This window comes from Vibrio ostreae (assembly GCF_019226825.1).
GTDB lineage: Bacteria > Pseudomonadota > Gammaproteobacteria > Enterobacterales > Vibrionaceae > Vibrio > Vibrio ostreae.
On the sequence record NZ_CP076643.1, the window covers coordinates 2,923,124 to 2,940,980 of the forward strand.

Sequence of the window (17,857 nt, forward strand, 5' to 3'; positions counted from 1 at the left end):
TATCTGTCAGATAATTCAAATGTTCATATGATCACTCCAGCCAGATTGGTCATTCAGGGACGGATATCGTTAAATGGGAGAAACACCTTGAACATCCAGTTACTGGTCAAGCATAGTCTGTTATTCGGCCGCTATTTATTTGCCCGCATGGGGCACGACAGAGTCAATGTGAACGCTGGCTATCTGGCTTACATCACCTTGCTGTCTATCGTGCCGATGTTGACCGTGCTGCTGTCGATCCTCTCTTCGTTTGCTATTTTCGATAACGTCGGCGATGAAGTGCAGGATTATGTCATTACCCATTTCGTGCCGGCGGCCGGTGATGCGGTGCGCACCGCGTTAGCCGAATTTGTCACCAATACCGGTAAAATGACGGCCGTTGGCGGTATGTTCCTCTTTATCGCGGCGCTGACACTGATCTCGAACATCGATAAAAATCTGAACTATATCTGGCGGGTGCGTAAAAAACGCCGTCTGGTCTTTTCATTCTCGATGTACTGGATGATCCTGACCCTGGGGCCGATTTTGGTCGGTGCCAGTATCGCGGTGACGTCGTACATTACGTCACTTAAGCTGCTGGACAATGAAGCGCTGACCGGCGCGTTTAATTTTTTCCTCGCCCGCCTGCCGTTATTGCTGTCCTTTTTTGCCTTTTCGGGGTTGTACCTGCTGGTGCCGAATAAAAAAGTCGTTATCTGGCACGCGGTCTCCGGCGCCCTGGTCGCGGCCTTGTTGTTTGAACTGAGTAAGAAAGGTTTTGCTGTTTACATTACTCAGTTTCCGTCTTACCAGCTGATTTACGGCGCGCTGGCGGCGATCCCGATTCTGTTTGTCTGGGTGTACCTGTGTTGGTTGATCGTGCTGATTGGGGCTGAAGTGACCGCGGCGCTCGGTGAGCGTGACGAGTGGAGCGACGAGCCAGACATGATAAACTCAGCGCTCAATTCCCCAACCCAACCACAAGGAAAAGAGCAGAGTGATAGCCTTGATTCAACGAGTAAGTGAAGCGGCAGTGCGCGTCGAAGGTGAAATTGTCGGCGAGATTGAACAGGGTTTACTGGTATTGCTCGGGGTCGAGCGTGAAGATGACGAAGCGAAAGCGAAACGCCTGATGGAACGGGTGACCAGCTACCGCGTATTTGAAGATCAAGCCGGTAAGATGAATCTGAGTGTCAAAGATGTCGGCGGCAGTGTGCTGGTGGTCTCGCAGTTTACCCTGCCAGCAGACACCAAAAAGGGCACCCGGGCCGGATTTTCCCGTGGTGCTCATCCAGAGGATGCTGAACGCCTGTACGATTACTTCTCCGATTTATGCACTCAGGTACTACCGACACAGCGTGGCCGTTTTGCCGCGGATATGAAAGTGTCACTGATCAATGATGGTCCGGTAACCTTCTGGTTACAGGCTTAACGACGGCTCTTTAGAGCCAGCAGGAACCGACTCTATGTACAAACTTATTACGCCGAAGACGGATAATCAGCTCAATAAGTATTTTCATTTTCGCTGGCAGATGTTGCGCGAGCCATGGCGAATGCCACTCGGTTCGGAGCGGGACGAATACGATGCCATGAGCCATCACCGCATGATTGTTGACGGACGTGGCCGGCCGATGGCGATTGGACGTCTGTACATTACTCCGGACAGTGACGGCCAGATTCGTTATATGGCGGTGAAAGCGAACCGGCGCAGCAAAGGTATGGGATCACTCATCCTGGTCGCGCTGGAGTCGCTGGCGCGTCAGGAAGGGGCCAAACGGCTGGTGTGTAATGCGCGTGAGGATGCGATAAAATTCTATGAAAAGAACGGATTCGAGCAACGCGGTGAACTCACGGATGAACGCGGCCCGGTCCGCCATCAGCAAATGGTCAAACACCTTGATCCGATGGCAGATGTACTGCGCAAACCGGAATGGTGCACTGAGTTGCAGGAACGCTGGGGCGAGCATATTCCGATCAGTGAAAAAATGGGCATCAAGGTACTGCAGTACACAGGTTACCAGTTTCAGTGCGGGGCTCAGCTTAATCCTAATCTTAACCCGCACAACACCATGTTTGCCGGTTCAGCATTTACTCTGGCCACTCTGACGGGGTGGGGGATGGCCTGGCTGCTGATGCGTGAACGCAATCTGGAAGGGGATATTGTGCTGGTGGACAGCCGTATCCGTTACCGCCATCCGGTAGTCTATAACCCGGTGGCGTCCACTTCTCTGGATGGGATCAGTGGTGATCTTGACCGTCTGGAGTCCGGGCGTAAAGCGCGGATTGTGATGCGCGTTATCATCGCCAGCGGCGACAAGGACGCGGTCGAGTTTACCGGAACCTACATGCTTATCCCCGATTATCAGTCTATTCTCGAGCACGCTCGCGACTGAGTGTGTCTGCACACGCTTTGGCTGACAGAGTCTCTTCAGCCTGTTGATTACGCAGCAGGTCGAAGCGGGTTTGCTGACAGCCTTGGCGCGACTGCAGTTCAAGTGTCCCTTGCTGCGGGGCGACTAAGTCGATATTCCCTTGCAGGCGGGCATCAAGTCCGGGCCCAGCTAGCGGCGCCGCGTTAAGCTGTAAACGTCCGCGGTCCGCGCTGATAGTCAGCCCATCCAGTGTAAATGGCTGAACCACTAATTGCTGGTTCTGTTGTGTGGTGAGCACGCCATGACGCAAACCCAGTTGCAGTTCACCGGTGAGTGAATGAGCCAGCATGGAATAATCGCCGGCCAGTCCTTCGGCATTGAGATCCAGATCCGCCAGAGCATCGAAACGAAAAGGCAGTGTCAGCCACTGGTGCAGCTCGGTCAGCGGTAGTCCGTCGGTATGCAGCGCCACTTTCCACGGCGCGCTGTCAGCCGCGAAATGCCATTCCGCATTGGCATCGATGTAGCCTTTTTCCAGTGGCAGAAATGCGCGATCCAACCACCAGCGGCCATTGTCACTGTGCATTTCAATAATGCCCTGACTGCTGAGCACTGAACCGATACTGGCGTTATTGGCGCTGATGATGGCGGAGCCTTGCCAAAGTCCCCATTTGCCATCCCGCATCAGCTCGGTATCGCGGCCTTCGGCATTGAGTCCAGTCAACTGCCAGGCCGGAGTATGTCGCAGTTGGATCAGCTGCAGGTTGTGCAGATCAAATTGATCAATTTGCAGCGCGTGCCAGTTGCTAAGATCCATGCTGAGCCAGTGCCAGTCGCTGTCTTGTTCGCCAAACCACTTCAGACCACGAGCCGTCAGGTGGTGCAGGTGCACCTGCCCGGGAGTCAGTTCACCACTCAGTTGCAGGCTGCCCTGCAACACCTCACTGGCAAAGTCGCTGATTTGGATCTTGTCTGGTTCGAAGTCCAGTTTAACGCTTGGCTCTACCCATTGCAGGCCATGGCTGGTCATGCTGTCAGCATTGAGCGACAGGTAACCTTGCTGCTGTTGCCACCAGGTATGGTCTAACTGCAGATTTTCTGCCGACAGGGCCAGGTTGGCCATCTCGCTGCCGGCCACGCGCAGATTGCTGTTGAGAATATCCAGGCTGTTGATGCGCGCAACATGGCTGCGTAGGAGTGGCCACCAAGGGGCAGTGAGTTGAGTGAGGTCCTGATCCAGGTTGAGCTGGTTGATGGTGACATTGACCAGTGACCAGCCTTGCGGATACTGCTCGGCCTGACCGGAGAACTGACCGCCGCGCCAGATAAAAGAGGCGCCATAAACCGTGCTGTCGGCGGGCTGGTAGTCAGCATCGACTAACACATTGTCGATGGCTTCACTGTGCCAGTAAAACTGCTCGGCAGACAGCTGCAACTCGCCATAGGGCAGAAGTTGTGTCGCGCTGTGCCAGGACGGGTTTTTAATCTGCAGGTCAAAGCCGCGTGCAATCAGACCATCCATTGCAAAATCAATATTGTGCAGCGCCAGTTGGTTTAGTTTCAGTTCGGACAGGAAAGGGTGGCTGGGCAGCCCAGCCGAGAAATTGGCGCCATCAAGCAGCAGACTGTCGATAACCCATTTATCATCCTGCCAGGGGCGGGCGCTAAGCCAGACATCCACCTGCTGAAAGTGCAGCGGTTTTTCATCTTGATCCAGGGTGACATCGTGCAGGCGGAAATGACGCGGATAGTCGTATTCTAACCGGGTGAAGGTCAGCTCGCCGGGCCATAAATGGTCGGTTAACCATTGAGCGGAAGGCGTCAGGTAGCGAGTATGCATCAGGCCAAATGTAGCCAGTATCAGCACCAGCAACAGTGCGATTAATCCCATCCCTAGCGCGAGCAGCTTTTTCATAGTTTCCTGACTGAGTGACATTCCTTAAGAATCACAGCTTGGAACAATTTCATTCTGGCTTCAACAAAAAAAGCCCCTCAAAAGAGGGGCTTGTTGGCAAGTTTTGGTTTTCAGTCCAGCTGAGGGCCGGCGGAAACCAGCGCTTTGCCTTCGGCATTATCCGTGTACTTGGCAAAGTTATTGATAAAGCGGGTCGCCAGATCCTGGGCTTTGCTTTCCCATTGCAGCGGATCGGTGTAGGTATCACGTGGATCAAGGATGGAAGCATCGACGCCTGGCAGCGAGGTTGGTACCTCAAGGTTAAAGATAGGCACCTGTTTGGTTTCTGCCTGCTCAATTGAGCCATCCAGAATGGCGTCAATAATGCCACGGGTATCTTTGATCGAAATACGCTTACCAGTGCCGTTCCAGCCAGTGTTAACCAGATAAGCTTCTGCGCCTGCTGCTTCCATGCGTTTGACCAGTACTTCAGCGTATTGGGTCGGATGCAGGGTCAGGAAAGCCGCACCGAAACAGGCCGAGAAGGTCGGTGTCGGTTCAGTGATGCCACGTTCAGTACCGGCCAGCTTGGCGGTAAAGCCGGACAGGAAGTGGTACTTGGTCTGTTCCGGGGTCAGTTTGGATACCGGAGGCAGTACGCCAAACGCATCGGCCGACAGGAAAATCACTTTGTTCGCGTGGCCGCCTTTGGAAACCGGTTTAACGATGTTATCGATATGGTAGATCGGGTAGGAAACTCGGGTATTCTCGGTTTTCGAACCGTCATCGAAGTCGATTGAGCCGTCACCACGCACGGTGACGTTTTCCAGCAAAGCGTCGCGGCGGATGGCATTGTAAATATCCGGTTCCGCTTCTTTGGACAGCTTGATGGTTTTTGCGTAGCAACCGCCTTCAAAGTTGAAGACGCCATCGTCATCCCAGCCGTGTTCGTCATCGCCAATCAGCGCGCGCTTAGGATCGGTGGACAGGGTGGTTTTACCGGTGCCGGACAGGCCAAAGAAGACCGCCACGTCACCATCCTGGCTCATGTTAGCACTGCAGTGCATTGAGGCGATGCCTTGCAGCGGCAGGAAGTAGTTCATCATCGCGAACATCCCTTTTTTCATCTCGCCGCCATACCAGGTGCCGCCGATGAGCTGCATTTTTTCGCTCAGGTTGAATACAGTGAAGTTCTCAGAGTTTAGCCCTTGCTGCTGCCAGTTCGGGTTGGTGCATTTGGCGCCGTTCATGACGACAAAATCTGGTTTAAAGTCCGCCAGCTCATCTTTGGCCGGGCGGATGAACATATTGGTCACGAAGTGGGCCTGCCAGGCGACCTCGGTAATAAAGCGCACACACAGGCGGGTATCGGCGTTGGCGCCACAGTAGCCGTCGACCACAAACAGGCGTTTGCCTGACAACTGCTGGCTGACCAGAGATTTCAGGTCATTCCATACCGCCTGGCTAATCGGTTTATTGTCGTTTTTGGCTTGGTCAGAAGTCCACCATAAGGTGTCGCGGGTAGTGTCGTCATTAACGATGAATTTATCTTTTGGTGAGCGGCCAGTGAAGATGCCGGTGTCTACTGCCACGGCCCCCAGTTCGGTGACCACGCCTTTCTCGTAGCCTTCCAGATCCGGACGGGTTTCTTCTTCAAATAGTAACTCGTAACTCGGGTTACGAATGACTTCGCTGGCATCGGTGATGCCGTATTGGGTAAGATCAAGTCGTGCAGCCTTTGTTTGTTCGATAACAGTCATAGGTGCTCCTTATCGGGAATTTGTAGGGATTTTTATAATGTTTGTATTTTTTCTGCTCACCATGCTAGCAACGGGGTCGGGAAAAAACAGGGAGATGGGTCAAAAATTAACCATGCCTGATTTGTGGTTTTAGGTAACCTGTCACATATTGCTGGCGGGCTTATTTTATATTGCGTTTTGGCGTCAGTACCAGAGCAAAACGATTATTAATTCGCGGAAATTAAGTCGGGTGTTCTGCAGGGGAGTATGTTGATTTTTTTGGGTTTTTATGGGTTTTGATCACAAAAAAGCCAGCATGAAGCTGGCTGTAAGACTGTGTTGACGTGCTTGTTAATTCACAAGAATTAATGCTTGGTCTGAGAACCTGAATCCTGCTGGGCGAACAATTCAAACACTTGAGTGGAATCAAATGAGTAGGTGGTACCGCAGTAATCACAATGCAGGTTCACCGCGCCGTCTTCGGCCAGAATTTGGTTCAGCTCATCACGGGCGACGGTAATAATGGCTGCCGCACTGCGTTCACGGGAGCAACCACACAGGAATTCGACGGCCTGAGGTTCAAACAGCTGGACTTTTTCCTGGTTGTACAGACGGTAGAGTACTTCGTTCGCTTCTAGGCTGAACAGCTCTTCATTTTTCACGGTCGCAGTCAGTTGCGCCAGGTGATCGAAGTCGTCGGCGGAGCCGGTGCCGTCAGGCATGATTTGCAGCAGCATGCCGGCAGCGTGCAGTTTGCCGTCCAGCTGACCGGTGCGGATCCACAGGCGGGTCTTCAGCTGCTCTGAACGCATGAAATAAGCTTCCAGTACTTCAGCCAGATTATCTCCTTCCAGACCAACCACCCCCTGATAGCGCTCGCCTTTCTTCGGCTCGATAGTGATCACCAGATGGCCTTTGCCCATCAGATCATGCAGGCTGGCATCGTCGGCAATCTCACCGTCCCAGCGCGCTACGCCGCGAACTTTCTGGTTATTGTCACCATTGATGACGGCCAGAGAAACCGGGCCGTCACCTTGCAGTTGCATGGTGATCGAACCTTCAAATTTCAGGGTCGCAGTCAACAGCGTGGTTGCGACTAGCAGTTCGCCCAGTAACTGTTGCAGCGGAGCTGGGTATTCCTTGCTGCTGATAATATGCTGATACGTGTCGTCCAGTTGTACCAACTCGCCACGTACCGACAGATCGTCAAACAGGTAGCGGTGTAATGTGTTTTTAGACTTTGAGCTTGTCGTCATAAGGAATAGTCCGGCTCGTTATTGATGTTTAAATTTCAGCAGATCGCGACGCTGTTTCTTATCCGGGCGGCGATCCGGTGCTGGATTGTGTGCATTCAGCTTGCGTGCCAGTGCCTGCTTTTCACGTTTCTCAACACTGTCAGTGGTTTCTGAATAAAGGGTCTGTGCCTCGGGGGCTCCTCGTCTTTGATCGGAAACTCTTTCGATAACAACGGTTTTCTCTTCGTTGCCCTGACGCAAGGTGATGATTGCACCGAGTTCAACCAGCTTGCTGGGTTTGGTTCGTTGGCCATTATAGTGAACTTTGCCACCATCGACCATATTCCGCGCCACTGAGCGGGTTTTATAAAATCGCGCGGCCCATAACCATTTATCGAGACGCACTGCTTCAGATGGGGAACTCATGCTGGCAAATTACCTCTAAATTCATTATTTTGCTGCGTTAATGCGGTTTACAATGGAGTCTGAGTCACAGTTTTTCAAGGTTGCGGACAATTTTAACCTAACTGAAAAGAAGTGTTCCTCGGTTGTGATATATTGCTATATTTTATTTAAAGCCCTGAAATACAAGGCTCCGACTAATAAAAAACATGACGTTAGCGTTTAAAACGGAACCAAAGGACACCGAAGTGGAGCGTATCAGTTTTCAACCGCTGGCATCCGTCAACTGGATGCAGCGCCTTTCCGGCTGGCAAAAGCCGCTGAGTGTTTGGCTGGCAGTGCTGTGTATTGCGCTTTCCGCCTGGATTGTCGGCAAGATGGTGTGGATGTTTCACGGTGATCAAACCGCCGTGTCAGCCTGGGCACCCTCTGTGACTGCGCGCCAGACCAATCAAACTCATTTTGACCTCACGAACCTGCAACAAGGTGCTATTTTTGGCCGCTATAGCGAGAAAGTGACGCCGGTGGCCACACCGGTCAAAGTCGACGCGCCGAAAACCCGTCTTAACCTTGTGCTGGTGGGGGTGGTGGCCAGTTCTGAACCAACCCAGAGCCTTGCGGTCATAGCTAACCGTGGCCAGCAGTCGACCTACGGCTTGAACGAGGTGATTGAAGGTACCCGGGTTAAGCTGAAAGCCGTTTTGCCGGATCGTGTCATTATTGATAATTCTGGTCGTAACGAGACCCTGATGTTGGAAGGGTTGGACTATTCTAAATTGAATACGGCCCAGCCAGAGCGACGTGCGCGTAATAGCGCTGAGACCGGCGCCAACGATCAGGAAGACAAACTGGCAGCCATTCGCGCTGCAGTGGCGAACAATCCCAGTGAGATCTTCCAGTATGTGACGATGTCGCAGGTTAAGCAGGATGATCAAATTTTGGGATATCGTGTCAGCCCGGGTAAAGATCGGGCGCTGTTTGAAGCCGTCGGGCTGCAAAATGGCGACATTGCCACCCAAATTAATGGTCTGGATCTGACCGATCCGGATGTGATGAGCAAACTTTTTGAGTCCGTGTCTGATTTGACCGAGCTTAACCTGACCGTAGAACGAGATGGACAGCAACATGACATCTATATTCAGTTTTAATTTTCACCTTTGTGTAAAGGTTGAGGAAGTATCCCGTGAAGCATTGGCTTAACAAAAGTGCGTGGCTGCTCGCCATGAGTCTGGCGGCATCGCCAATGGCACTGGCAAATGAATTCAGTGCCAGTTTTAAGGGCACTGATATTCAGGAATTCATCAACATCGTCGGTCGCAATCTCGAAAAAACCATTATTGTTGACCCTTCTGTCCGCGGCAAAGTCGATGTGCGCAGTTATGACACCCTGAATGAAGAGCAGTACTACAGCTTTTTTCTCAATGTGCTGGAAGTGTACGGGTTTGCCGTGATTGAGATGGACAACGGTGTGCTGAAAGTCGTCAAGTCGAAAGACGCCAAAACCTCGGCCATTCCGGTGCTGGGGGACAGTGACCGCATGGATGGTGACAGCGTTATCACTCAGGTCGTGGCGGTAAAGAACGTCTCGGTGCGCGAATTGTCACCGCTGTTGCGCCAGCTGATTGATAACGCGGGTGCCGGTAACGTGGTGCATTATGACCCGGCCAACATCATTCTGATCACCGGCCGTGCTGCGGTGGTCAACCGCCTGGCAGACATCATTCGCCGGGTCGATCAGGCCGGTGACAAAGATATTGAAGTGGTGGAACTGAAAAATGCGTCTGCCGCTGAAATGGTGCGTATTGTCGAGGCGCTGAATAAAGCGAATGACACTAAAAATACGCCTGAATTCCTGCAGCCAAAGTTTGTGGCGGACGAGCGTACCAACTCAATTCTTATTTCCGGTGACCCGAAAGTACGCCAGCGCCTCAAACGTCTGATCAACAAGCTCGACGTCGAGATGGCCACCAAAGGCAACAACCGGGTGGTGTACCTCAAATACGCCAAAGCTGAAGACATGGTCGATGTGCTGAAAGGAGTCTCGGAAAACCTGGTAGCGGAGAAGAAAAGTGGCCAGCCGGGCGCTTCTGCCAAGCGGGATGATGTGATGATTGCCGCGCATGCCGATACCAACGCGATCGTACTGACCGCACCACAGGACATTATGAGTGAATTGCTGGATGTGATTTCACAACTCGATATCCGCCGTGCTCAGGTGCTGATTGAAGCGCTGATTGTGGAAATGTCGGAAGCGGATGGTATCAACCTCGGCGTACAGTGGGGCTCACTGGAGAGTGGTTCGGCGATTCAGTTCAGCAACAGCGGTGCCTCGATTGGTAATGTGATGGTGGGGCTGGAAGAGGCTAAGGATCAAACGACAACAGAATACTACTACGATGGCAATGGTAACCGTGTGCCTTACTCGGTGACCGAGTCTGGTGACTATTCAACCTTGGCATCGGCCTTGTCCGGCGTGAATGGTGCGGCGGTGAGCGTGCTGATGGGTGACTGGACCGCGCTGATTAATGCCGTGGCGAGCACATCGAACACCAATATCCTCTCTTCGCCAAGCATCACTGTGATGGATAACGGCGAAGCGTCATTTATTGTCGGTGAAGAAGTGCCGGTGATTACCGGCTCGACGGCGGGTTCGAATAATGATAATCCGTTCCAGACCGTGGATCGTAAAGAAGTGGGTATCAAACTTAAAGTGGTGCCGCAAATCAACGAAGGCGACTCGGTGCAGCTGTCGATTGAACAGGAAGTGTCGAACGTGCTGGGTGCGAACGGCGCGGTCGATGTGCGCTTTGCCAAACGTCAGCTCAATACCTCGGTGATGGTGCAGGATGGCCAGATGCTGGTGCTGGGTGGTCTGATTGATGAGCGGACCGCCGAAAGTGAATCGAAAGTACCACTGCTGGGCGATATCCCGATTCTTGGCCAGTTGTTTACTTCCACCAGTACTCAGGTTGAAAAACGTAACCTGATGGTGTTCATCAAGCCGACCATTATCCGTACCGGCATGACGGCTGACGGCGTGACCCAGCGTAAATATAACTACATTCGCGCTGAGCAGTTATTTAAAGCCGATAAAGGGCTGAAACTGATGGATGACAACAATATTCCGGTGCTGCCGAAATATGGTCAGGATCGTCTGCATCCGCCGGAAATTCAGGCCTTTTTAGAACAAATGGAAGAGTAATCATGACGGATGTTGTGGTAGCGCAGGCGGCGCGTAATCTGGTGCGCCGCTTACCGTTCAGTTTCTCTAACCGCTTCAAACTGGTGCTGGAATGGCATGACAGCCAGGACACTCCCACCGTGTATTATGTTGCGCCGCTGTCGATGACCTCGCTGGCGGAAGTGCGCCGGGTGATTAAAGGCCGCCTCAATCTGATTGAACTGCAGCCGAATGAGTTTGAAAGTAAACTGACTCAGGTCTATCAGCGTGATTCTTCCGAGGCGCGGCAACTGATGGAAGATATCGGTGCGGACAGCGATGACTTTTTCTCGATTGCCGAGGAGTTACCGCAAAACGAAGACCTGCTGGAATCCGAAGATGATGCGCCAATCATCAAGCTGATCAACGCCATGCTTGGCGAAGCGATCAAAGAGGGGGCGTCGGATATTCATATCGAGACCTTCGAGAAAGAGTTGTCGATTCGTTTCCGGGTTGATGGAGTGCTGCGTGAGGTTTTGTCGCCGAGCCGTAAACTGGCGCCGCTGTTGGTGTCACGGGTGAAAGTGATGGCCAAACTGGACATTGCCGAAAAACGTGTCCCGCAGGACGGGCGGATTTCGCTGCGTATCGGTGGCCGTTCGGTGGATGTGCGGGTGTCGACCATGCCGTCGTCGCACGGCGAACGAGTGGTGATGCGCCTGCTGGATAAAAATGCCACCCGGCTTGATCTGCACAGTCTGGGGATGACGGAATATAACCACGACCATTTCCGTCATCTGATTCAGCGCCCGCACGGGATTTTGCTGGTGACCGGACCGACCGGATCAGGTAAATCAACCACCTTGTATGCCGGGTTACAGGAGCTCAACAGCAATGAGCGCAACATTCTGACGGTGGAAGACCCGATCGAGTTCGATATCGAAGGTATCGGCCAGACTCAGGTCAACCCGAAAGTGGACATGACCTTCGCCCGTGGTTTGCGTGCGATTTTACGTCAGGACCCGGATGTGGTGATGGTGGGCGAGATTCGTGACCTGGAAACGGCGCAGATCGCCGTGCAGGCCTCCTTGACCGGCCACCTGGTGATGTCAACCCTGCACACCAATACTGCGATTGGCGCCGTGACCCGTCTGCGTGACATGGGGATTGAGCCTTTCCTGATCTCCTCTTCGCTGCTTGGTGTACTGGCTCAGCGTCTGGTGCGCACCTTGTGTCCGGAGTGTAAAGAAGCGTATCAGCCGAACAAAGAGCAGCGTAAGTTGTTCGCACTGGACGACGCTGAACCACTGACGCTGTATAAAGCGCATGGCTGTGACAAGTGTAACTTCAAAGGTTACCGTGGCCGGACCGGGATTCATGAGCTGGTGTTGATTGATGATGAGCTGCAGGCGTTGATTCACGCCGAAGCCGGTGAGCAGGAAATCGAGAAACGGGTCCGTATCAGTACACCGAGTATTCGTCAGGATGGCTTGGATAAAGTCCGGCGTGGGATTACCTCGCTGGAAGAAGTGATGCGAGTCACCAAGGAGTCCTGATGGCGGCGTTTGAATATAAAGCGCTGGATGAGCGTGGCCGGCACAAAAAAGGGGTCCTGGAAGGGGATAATGCCCGCCAGGTGCGTCAGCGTCTCAAAGAGCAGGGGCTGGTGCCGGTGGAAGTGGTGGAAACCCGTGCCAGGGCCGCGAAATCGCAAAGCAGCGGGCTTGGGTTTTCCCAGCGTGGTATCAGCACGCCGGATCTGGCGCTGCTGACCCGTCAGTTATCGACGCTGGTGCAATCCGGCATGCCGCTGGAGGAGTGTTTGCGCGCGGTATCCGAGCAGTCGGAAAAGCCGCGCATTCGTAATATGCTCGCCGCGGTGCGCTCCAAAGTGACCGAAGGTTACACTCTGGCGGACAGTATGGCCGATTACCCGCATATTTTTGACGATCTGTTCCGCTCTATGGTGGCGGCCGGAGAAAAGTCCGGCCACCTGGATGCGGTGCTGGAACGTCTGGCCGATTATGCGGAAAACCGCCAGAAAATGCGCTCTAAACTGCTGCAGGCGATGCTGTATCCGATAGTGCTGGTCGTATTTGCGGTTGGCATTGTGGCCTTCCTGCTGGCCGCTGTGGTACCTAAGATTGTCGGTCAGTTTGTCCAGATGGGGCAGGAGCTGCCAAAATCGACCCAGTTCCTGCTCTCGTCCAGTGACTTTATCCAGCATTGGGGGTTGCAGCTTATGGTGCTATTCGTGTTGCTGGTGTATCTGGTGCGCTGGTTGCTGAGCAAACCGGATCTGCGCCTGCGCTGGGATCAGCGCGTGATTCATATGCCGCTGGTGGGAAAAATCTCGCGTGGCCTCAATACTTCGCGTTTTGCCCGGACTTTGTCTATCTGTACCTCGAGCGCAATTCCGATTCTGGACGGAATGCGGGTCGCGGTGGATGTGATGTCCAATCAATACGTCAAGCAACAGGTGCGTCTGGCGGCAGAAAATGTGCGCGAAGGTGCCAGCCTGCGCAAAGCACTTGATCAAACCAAACTCTTCCCGCCGATGATGCTGCATATGATCGCCAGTGGTGAACAGAGCGGCGAACTGGAAAGCATGCTGACCCGCGCCGCAGATAACCAGGACAACAGTTTTGAAGCGACGGTTAATATTGCGCTGGGCATTTTTACCCCGGCGCTGATTGCGTTGATGGCGGGTCTGGTGCTGTTCATCGTAATGGCTACTCTGATGCCTATCCTGGAAATGAATAATTTGATGAGCCGCTGATTTGGCTCACTTCGTCTTGAGTAACATGGAGTCTCTATGAACAAAAAAGTAAACAAACAGTCCGGTTTTACCCTGCTGGAAGTGATGGTTGTGGTCGTTATTCTGGGTATTCTGGCCAGCTTTGTGGTGCCTAACCTTCTCGGCAACAAAGAAAAAGCCGACCAACAGAAAGCGATCACAGACATTGTCGCGCTGGAAAATGCCCTCGATATGTACAAGCTGGATAACAATGTCTATCCGACCACTGATCAGGGGCTGGATGCGCTGGTCACTATGCCAGGCAGCCCTGAGCCACGTAATTACCGCGCCGGTGGTTACATCAAACGTCTGCCAAAAGACCCTTGGGGTAACGATTACCAATACCTGAGCCCGGGTGATAAAGCCACGATTGATGTGTTCACCTTAGGTGCGGATGGTCAGGAAGGCGGTGAAGGTACGGCCGTCGATATCGGTAACTGGAATCTGCAGGATTTTCAGTAACAGGTTAACGGTGGCGCTTGGCGCCACCTTTTATTGAATTCAGGTCTGGCTGTTGTGATGAAGCGCAAACATGGTTTTACTCTGTTGGAAATAATGCTGGTGTTAGTGCTGCTTTCCGTCAGTGCGGTGGCCGTGATCGCCACTCTGCCGGTCAGACATGATGATGAGATTAAAGAAGTGGCGCAGAGTATTTTTCAGCGTCTGCAACTGCTCAATGAGGAAGCCATCCTCAGCGGCCGTGATTACGGGCTGCGCATTGATGAGCAGGCACGCACACTGCGTTTTTTAAGCCTGGAACAGACAGGCTGGCAAAAATTGGATAAAAATGGCATCGCCGCGGATCTGCAGCTAGAGGAGGGACTGGCGCTGCAGTATCAAGCCGGTGGCGATGTCTGGCAGGATGAAGACCGCTTGTTTAAGCCGGGCTCTCTGTTTGATGAAGAGATGTTTGCTGAGCAGGATGGCGAGCACAAACAGCGTCCGCCCCAGGTCTTTATCTTATCCAGCGGCGAACTGACCCCGTTTACGCTGGATATTTACGTGCAGAATGCAAGTGTTGAGCGTGGATGGCAGGTGCAGGTACAAGATAACGGTCAGATCACTCTGCTGGCACCGGGAGAACATGATGAGGCGCGCTGAGCGGGGCTTTACGCTGCTGGAAGTGCTGGTTGCGCTGGCCATCTTTGCCACTGCCGCATTGAGTGTGATGCGCGCCGTGACCCAGCACATCAATACCATCAGTTATCTGGAAGAGAAAACGTTCGCCGCTATGGTGGTGGATAACCAGACCGCCAAGGTGTTTTTGAGTGAACAGACACCTCGGGCGCAAAACGGCAGCGAAGAGCTGGCCGGACGCACCTGGTACTGGAAAGTCGCGCCGGTGAAAACGGCCAATGATGTCCTGGCAGCATTTGATGTCAGTGCGGCGACCGAGAAGAACGGCGCGCCGGTGGTGACGGTAAGAAGTTATGTTGCAAAGTAAATATGGTTCATTGAGACGAGTTGCACGCCGCCGCGGTTTTACCCTGATTGAAGTGCTGGTCGCCATGGCGATTTTTGCCAGCCTCAGTCTGGCGGCCTATCAGGTGCTCAATCAGGTGCAACGCAGCAATACCCTGTCCGCGGAACGAGAAGCGCGTCTGAGCGAAGTGCAGCGTGCGATCGTCATGATGGATGCGGATTTTCGTCAGATGGCGTTGCGTCATTTCCGCCATAACGGGGAAGCGCCCGCTGAGCGTATGTTGCTCTGGAGCGATTATCTGAACGACTCTGACAGTAAGGGGGTGATGTTTATCCGCCTCGGCTGGCATAACCCGGAGCAGCAATTCCCGCGTGGAGAAGTGGCCAAGGTAGGCTATCGTTTAAAAGAAGGTGTGTTGGAGCGCCTTTATTGGCGCTATCCGGATACCACGGTCTCTGAGCCTGCGGTGGTGATGCCTGTGCTGACTCAGGTTGAATCCTGGTCGCTGCGTTTTTACGCCGAGGGCGGCTGGCGTGATACATGGGAGTCGGATCAGGCGTTGCCGAAAGCAGTGGAAGTGACACTGACATTGCAGGATTACGGTCAGATTCAACGAATTTATCTTACCACCGGCGCATCACTGGGAGAGGGCGGGAATGGCTAAATCTCAACAGCGCGGTGTGGCTCTGATCATCGTTTTGCTGCTGCTGGCGATCATGGTGTCGATTGCCGCGACCATGTCGCAGCGGATGTTTACCCAGTTTCAGCGTGCCAGTCATCAGCTCAATTACCAACAGGCGTACTGGTACAGTATCGGGGTTGAAGGGCTGGCCAAAGCGGCCATCGAGCAGAGCTATAAAGACAGTGATGTCGTCAGCCTCAATCAACCCTGGTCACAGCGCGATCGCAGTTATCCGCTCGACTACGGTCAGGTGACCGGCAGTATCGTCGACAAGCAGGCCTGCTTTAACATCAATGCGTTTGCCGGTCTGGCGCCGGTCGCAGCGCAGACCACGACACCGTATGTGTATCGGGTGTGGCGCGCCTTGCTCGATGAGCTCGATGTTGGCAGCTATCAGGCCGAAAACATTGCCGATGGCACCTGGGAGTTTCTTGATGCCAATGATTCGGTCAACACCGCGAGCGGGGTGGAAGACAGTTATTATGAATCAGTGTCGCCGGCCTATATGGCCCCCAATGGTATACTGGCTGACGTCAGTGAATTACGTGCGGTGCACGAAGTCAGTGGCGAAGTGATGCAGAGTCTGCAGCCCTATGTCTGTGCGTTACCGGTGCAGGACTGGCGTTTGAATATTAATACGCTGCAACCTGAGCAGGCTAAACTGCTGGCCGCCATGTTCAGCCCGAACCTGAGTGAGTCCAATGCGCGTACTGTGCTGGAAGGACGGCCCTATGACGGCTGGAGCAGTATCGAAGATTTTATGGCTGAGGCGCCTATCGCCGCGGTTGATGAGAGTGTGCGGGAACAGGCACGCGGTTATCTGAGTATCGACAGCCACTATTTTGAGCTGGATGCGAACATTCAGGTCGAGCAATCCCGGGTACGTATCCGCAGTCTGTTTTTTAGTAGTAATTTAGAAACTGCAACGGTTATTCGCCGTCGCTTTGGAGGAATCAGTGAGCGAGTTTCTGACCGTTCGGCTGAGTAGTCAAAAAGAAGCCACCATTCCCTGGCTGGTGTGGTCAACTGACCAGCAGGCAGTGATTGCCAGTGGTGAAATTGCGGGCCTGGATCAGCTCGAAGATCTGGCACCTTATGCGGCCCAGCGTCCGACACTGTTACTGTTGTCGGCCAGCGATGTGGTGCTGACTCAGGTTGCCATTCCGTCGGGTGCCAGTCGCCAGCTTGAGTCGATGCTGCCTTATCTGGTGGAAGAGGAAATTGCCCAGGATGTGGATAAAATGCATTTCACCATTCTGGCGAAAAGTGGCGGAGTGGCTCAGGTTGCCGGTGTCGATCGCCAGTGGCTGCGTTCGTGCCTCGATTCGCTGCGCGCACTGCAGTTTGATGTGCGCCGGGTTGTCCCGGATGTGCTGGCTATTCCTCACTCTGAAGGGCTGAGCGCGCTGCAAATCGGTGACGAGTGGCTGGTACGTAAAAGTGAGTTTTCCGGCCTGAGTATCGACGTGCAGTGGTTGCCACTGTTTAGTCAGTCGCAGTGGGTACGTGACGGCGAAAACTGGTTAGCTCTGAACGCTTACACACCGTTGCCGGAGCTGCAGCTGGCTGAGGGGCAGGAGTGGCATAACCAGCCGGCAGCGTTGGTGATGCAGTTGCTGACCGAACAGGCGCTCAGTCACAAAATCAACCTGCTCAGTGGTGAGTTTAAAACCAAGTCATCCTGGAACAAGTACTGGCAAGTGTGGCGTAAAGCCGCGATTGCGGCCGGTTTGCTGGTGGTGGTCAGCACCGGTTATCAGCTGGTACAGGCCAATCAGTATGAAAGTACCGCTCAAAGTTATCGCGCTGAAAGTGAACGCATTTTTCGCTCCATTTTTCCTGACAAACAGCGCATCCCGACCGTGAGCTATCTGAAGCGCCAGATGAGCGATGAAGTGGCGCTGCTGTCGGGTGGCGGGGGCGGGGAGCATGTGTTGTCCTGGCTGGATAAATTGCCGGAAACGCTACGCAATGTCAGCGCCATGCAGGTACAGAGCCTGCGCTTTGACGGGAATCGCGGTGAAGTGCGTCTGGAGGCGGTCAGCAAAGATTTTCAGACCTTCGAACAGGCACGGGTACAGCTCGAAGAGCACTTCTCGGTTGAGCAGGGCCAGCTGAGCCGCAATGGCGAACAGGTGGTGGGTTCGTATGTACTCACACGCAAATAGGGACAG

General features: G+C 53.5%; 17 protein-coding genes. 13 read left to right on the forward strand and 4 right to left on the reverse strand.

What is annotated here, in order from left to right; genetic code table 11:
* Window positions 1–147: 147 nt before the first annotated feature.
* Genes KNV97_RS19600 through KNV97_RS19610 form a run of 3 tightly spaced genes read left to right on the forward strand, consistent with a single transcriptional unit; the run spans window position 148 to window position 2,372 of the window.
* Complete coding sequence (locus KNV97_RS19600) at window positions 148–1,005, forward strand: virulence factor BrkB family protein (protein WP_256613005.1); 858 nt, start codon at window positions 148–150, stop codon at window positions 1,003–1,005.
* A complete protein-coding gene (gene dtd, locus KNV97_RS19605) occupies window positions 977–1,411 on the forward strand; it encodes a D-aminoacyl-tRNA deacylase (protein ID WP_136485480.1) in 435 nt (144 codons plus the stop codon). The genes KNV97_RS19600 and dtd overlap by 29 nt, the downstream gene beginning before the upstream one ends.
* Before the next feature lie 34 nt (window positions 1,412–1,445).
* The gene (locus KNV97_RS19610) at window positions 1,446–2,372 is read left to right on the forward strand and encodes a bifunctional GNAT family N-acetyltransferase/hotdog fold thioesterase (protein WP_136485478.1); all 927 of its coding nucleotides are present in this window, start codon (window positions 1,446–1,448) and stop codon (window positions 2,370–2,372) included.
* Here KNV97_RS19610 and KNV97_RS19615 read toward each other — a convergent pair.
* The 4 genes from KNV97_RS19615 to hslR form a co-directional block, all read right to left on the reverse strand.
* Entirely contained in the window at window positions 2,347–4,266 is a 1,920-nt protein-coding gene (locus tag KNV97_RS19615) for an AsmA family protein (RefSeq protein ID WP_218562614.1), read from the reverse strand. The two genes, KNV97_RS19610 and KNV97_RS19615, sit on opposite strands and share 26 nt — an antisense overlap.
* 110 nt (window positions 4,267–4,376) lie before the next feature.
* Window positions 4,377–6,005, reverse strand: a complete 1,629-nt coding sequence (pckA, locus tag KNV97_RS19620; RefSeq protein WP_218562615.1) for a phosphoenolpyruvate carboxykinase (ATP) — start codon at window positions 6,003–6,005, stop codon at window positions 4,377–4,379.
* A gap of 344 nt (window positions 6,006–6,349) precedes the next feature.
* Window positions 6,350–7,240, reverse strand: coding sequence for an Hsp33 family molecular chaperone HslO (gene hslO / locus KNV97_RS19625; RefSeq protein ID WP_136485471.1), 891 nt, complete (start codon window positions 7,238–7,240; stop codon window positions 6,350–6,352).
* 18 nt (window positions 7,241–7,258) lie between these two features.
* Complete coding sequence (gene hslR / locus KNV97_RS19630; protein WP_136485469.1) at window positions 7,259–7,645, reverse strand: ribosome-associated heat shock protein Hsp15; 387 nt, start codon at window positions 7,643–7,645, stop codon at window positions 7,259–7,261.
* Window positions 7,646–7,869: 224 nt separating this feature from the next.
* Here hslR and gspC point away from each other — a divergent pair, with 224 nt between their 5' ends.
* From gspC to gspL, 10 genes are read left to right on the forward strand one after another with little or no spacing between them, the layout of a single operon-like run.
* A complete protein-coding gene (gene gspC / locus KNV97_RS19635; RefSeq protein WP_256612348.1) occupies window positions 7,870–8,769 on the forward strand; it encodes a type II secretion system protein GspC in 900 nt (299 codons plus the stop codon).
* A gap of 35 nt (window positions 8,770–8,804) precedes the next feature.
* Complete coding sequence (gspD, locus tag KNV97_RS19640; protein WP_136485465.1) at window positions 8,805–10,823, forward strand: type II secretion system secretin GspD; 2,019 nt, start codon at window positions 8,805–8,807, stop codon at window positions 10,821–10,823.
* 2 nt (window positions 10,824–10,825) lie between these two features.
* Complete coding sequence (gene gspE, locus KNV97_RS19645; protein ID WP_136485463.1) at window positions 10,826–12,337, forward strand: type II secretion system ATPase GspE; 1,512 nt, start codon at window positions 10,826–10,828, stop codon at window positions 12,335–12,337.
* Entirely contained in the window at window positions 12,337–13,560 is a 1,224-nt protein-coding gene (gene gspF, locus KNV97_RS19650) for a type II secretion system inner membrane protein GspF (RefSeq protein WP_218562617.1), read from the forward strand. Before gspE ends, gspF begins: the two co-directional genes overlap by 1 nt.
* A 36-nt stretch (window positions 13,561–13,596) precedes the next feature.
* The gene (gene gspG / locus KNV97_RS19655) at window positions 13,597–14,040 is read left to right on the forward strand and encodes a type II secretion system major pseudopilin GspG (protein WP_136485459.1); all 444 of its coding nucleotides are present in this window, start codon (window positions 13,597–13,599) and stop codon (window positions 14,038–14,040) included.
* A 57-nt stretch (window positions 14,041–14,097) separates the two neighbouring features.
* Window positions 14,098–14,679 (forward strand): type II secretion system minor pseudopilin GspH, encoded by a 582-nt coding sequence (gene gspH, locus KNV97_RS19660; protein ID WP_136485457.1) that lies wholly within the window; start codon window positions 14,098–14,100, stop codon window positions 14,677–14,679.
* On the forward strand, window positions 14,666–15,022 hold the full coding sequence (gene gspI, locus KNV97_RS19665) for a type II secretion system minor pseudopilin GspI (RefSeq protein ID WP_136485519.1): 357 nt from the start codon (window positions 14,666–14,668) through the stop codon (window positions 15,020–15,022). The genes gspH and gspI overlap by 14 nt, the downstream gene beginning before the upstream one ends.
* A complete protein-coding gene (gene gspJ / locus KNV97_RS19670; RefSeq protein WP_218562618.1) occupies window positions 15,009–15,665 on the forward strand; it encodes a type II secretion system minor pseudopilin GspJ in 657 nt (218 codons plus the stop codon). Before gspI ends, gspJ begins: the two co-directional genes overlap by 14 nt.
* A complete protein-coding gene (gene gspK / locus KNV97_RS19675; RefSeq protein ID WP_218562619.1) occupies window positions 15,658–16,671 on the forward strand; it encodes a type II secretion system minor pseudopilin GspK in 1,014 nt (337 codons plus the stop codon). The genes gspJ and gspK overlap by 8 nt, the downstream gene beginning before the upstream one ends.
* Window positions 16,640–17,851 carry a type II secretion system protein GspL gene (gene gspL, locus KNV97_RS19680; RefSeq protein WP_218562620.1) on the forward strand — a complete coding sequence of 404 codons (1,212 nt, stop codon included), beginning with the start codon at window positions 16,640–16,642 and terminating at the stop codon, window positions 17,849–17,851. The genes gspK and gspL overlap by 32 nt, the downstream gene beginning before the upstream one ends.
* The last annotated feature ends 6 nt before the right edge of the window (window positions 17,852–17,857 follow it).

What these genes read in the sequence shown, in the direction of transcription:
- KNV97_RS19600 (WP_256613005.1), top strand. Translation starts at nt 148, where the DNA reads ATGGGGCACGACAGAGTCAATGTGAACGCTGGCTATCTGGCTTACATC.
- gspK (WP_218562619.1), top strand. Translation starts at nt 15,658, where the DNA reads ATGGCTAAATCTCAACAGCGCGGTGTGGCTCTGATCATCGTTTTGCTG.
- hslR (WP_136485469.1), bottom strand. Translation starts at nt 7,645, where the DNA reads ATGAGTTCCCCATCTGAAGCAGTGCGTCTCGATAAATGGTTATGGGCC.
- gspJ (WP_218562618.1), top strand. Translation starts at nt 15,009, where the DNA reads ATGTTGCAAAGTAAATATGGTTCATTGAGACGAGTTGCACGCCGCCGC.
- gspF (WP_218562617.1), top strand. Translation starts at nt 12,337, where the DNA reads ATGGCGGCGTTTGAATATAAAGCGCTGGATGAGCGTGGCCGGCACAAA.
- KNV97_RS19615 (WP_218562614.1), bottom strand. Translation starts at nt 4,266, where the DNA reads ATGAAAAAGCTGCTCGCGCTAGGGATGGGATTAATCGCACTGTTGCTG.
- gspI (WP_136485519.1), top strand. Translation starts at nt 14,666, where the DNA reads ATGAGGCGCGCTGAGCGGGGCTTTACGCTGCTGGAAGTGCTGGTTGCG.
- pckA (WP_218562615.1), bottom strand. Translation starts at nt 6,005, where the DNA reads ATGACTGTTATCGAACAAACAAAGGCTGCACGACTTGATCTTACCCAA.
- gspE (WP_136485463.1), top strand. Translation starts at nt 10,826, where the DNA reads ATGACGGATGTTGTGGTAGCGCAGGCGGCGCGTAATCTGGTGCGCCGC.
- gspH (WP_136485457.1), top strand. Translation starts at nt 14,098, where the DNA reads ATGAAGCGCAAACATGGTTTTACTCTGTTGGAAATAATGCTGGTGTTA.
- KNV97_RS19610 (WP_136485478.1), top strand. Translation starts at nt 1,446, where the DNA reads ATGTACAAACTTATTACGCCGAAGACGGATAATCAGCTCAATAAGTAT.
- gspG (WP_136485459.1), top strand. Translation starts at nt 13,597, where the DNA reads ATGAACAAAAAAGTAAACAAACAGTCCGGTTTTACCCTGCTGGAAGTG.
- hslO (WP_136485471.1), bottom strand. Translation starts at nt 7,240, where the DNA reads ATGACGACAAGCTCAAAGTCTAAAAACACATTACACCGCTACCTGTTT.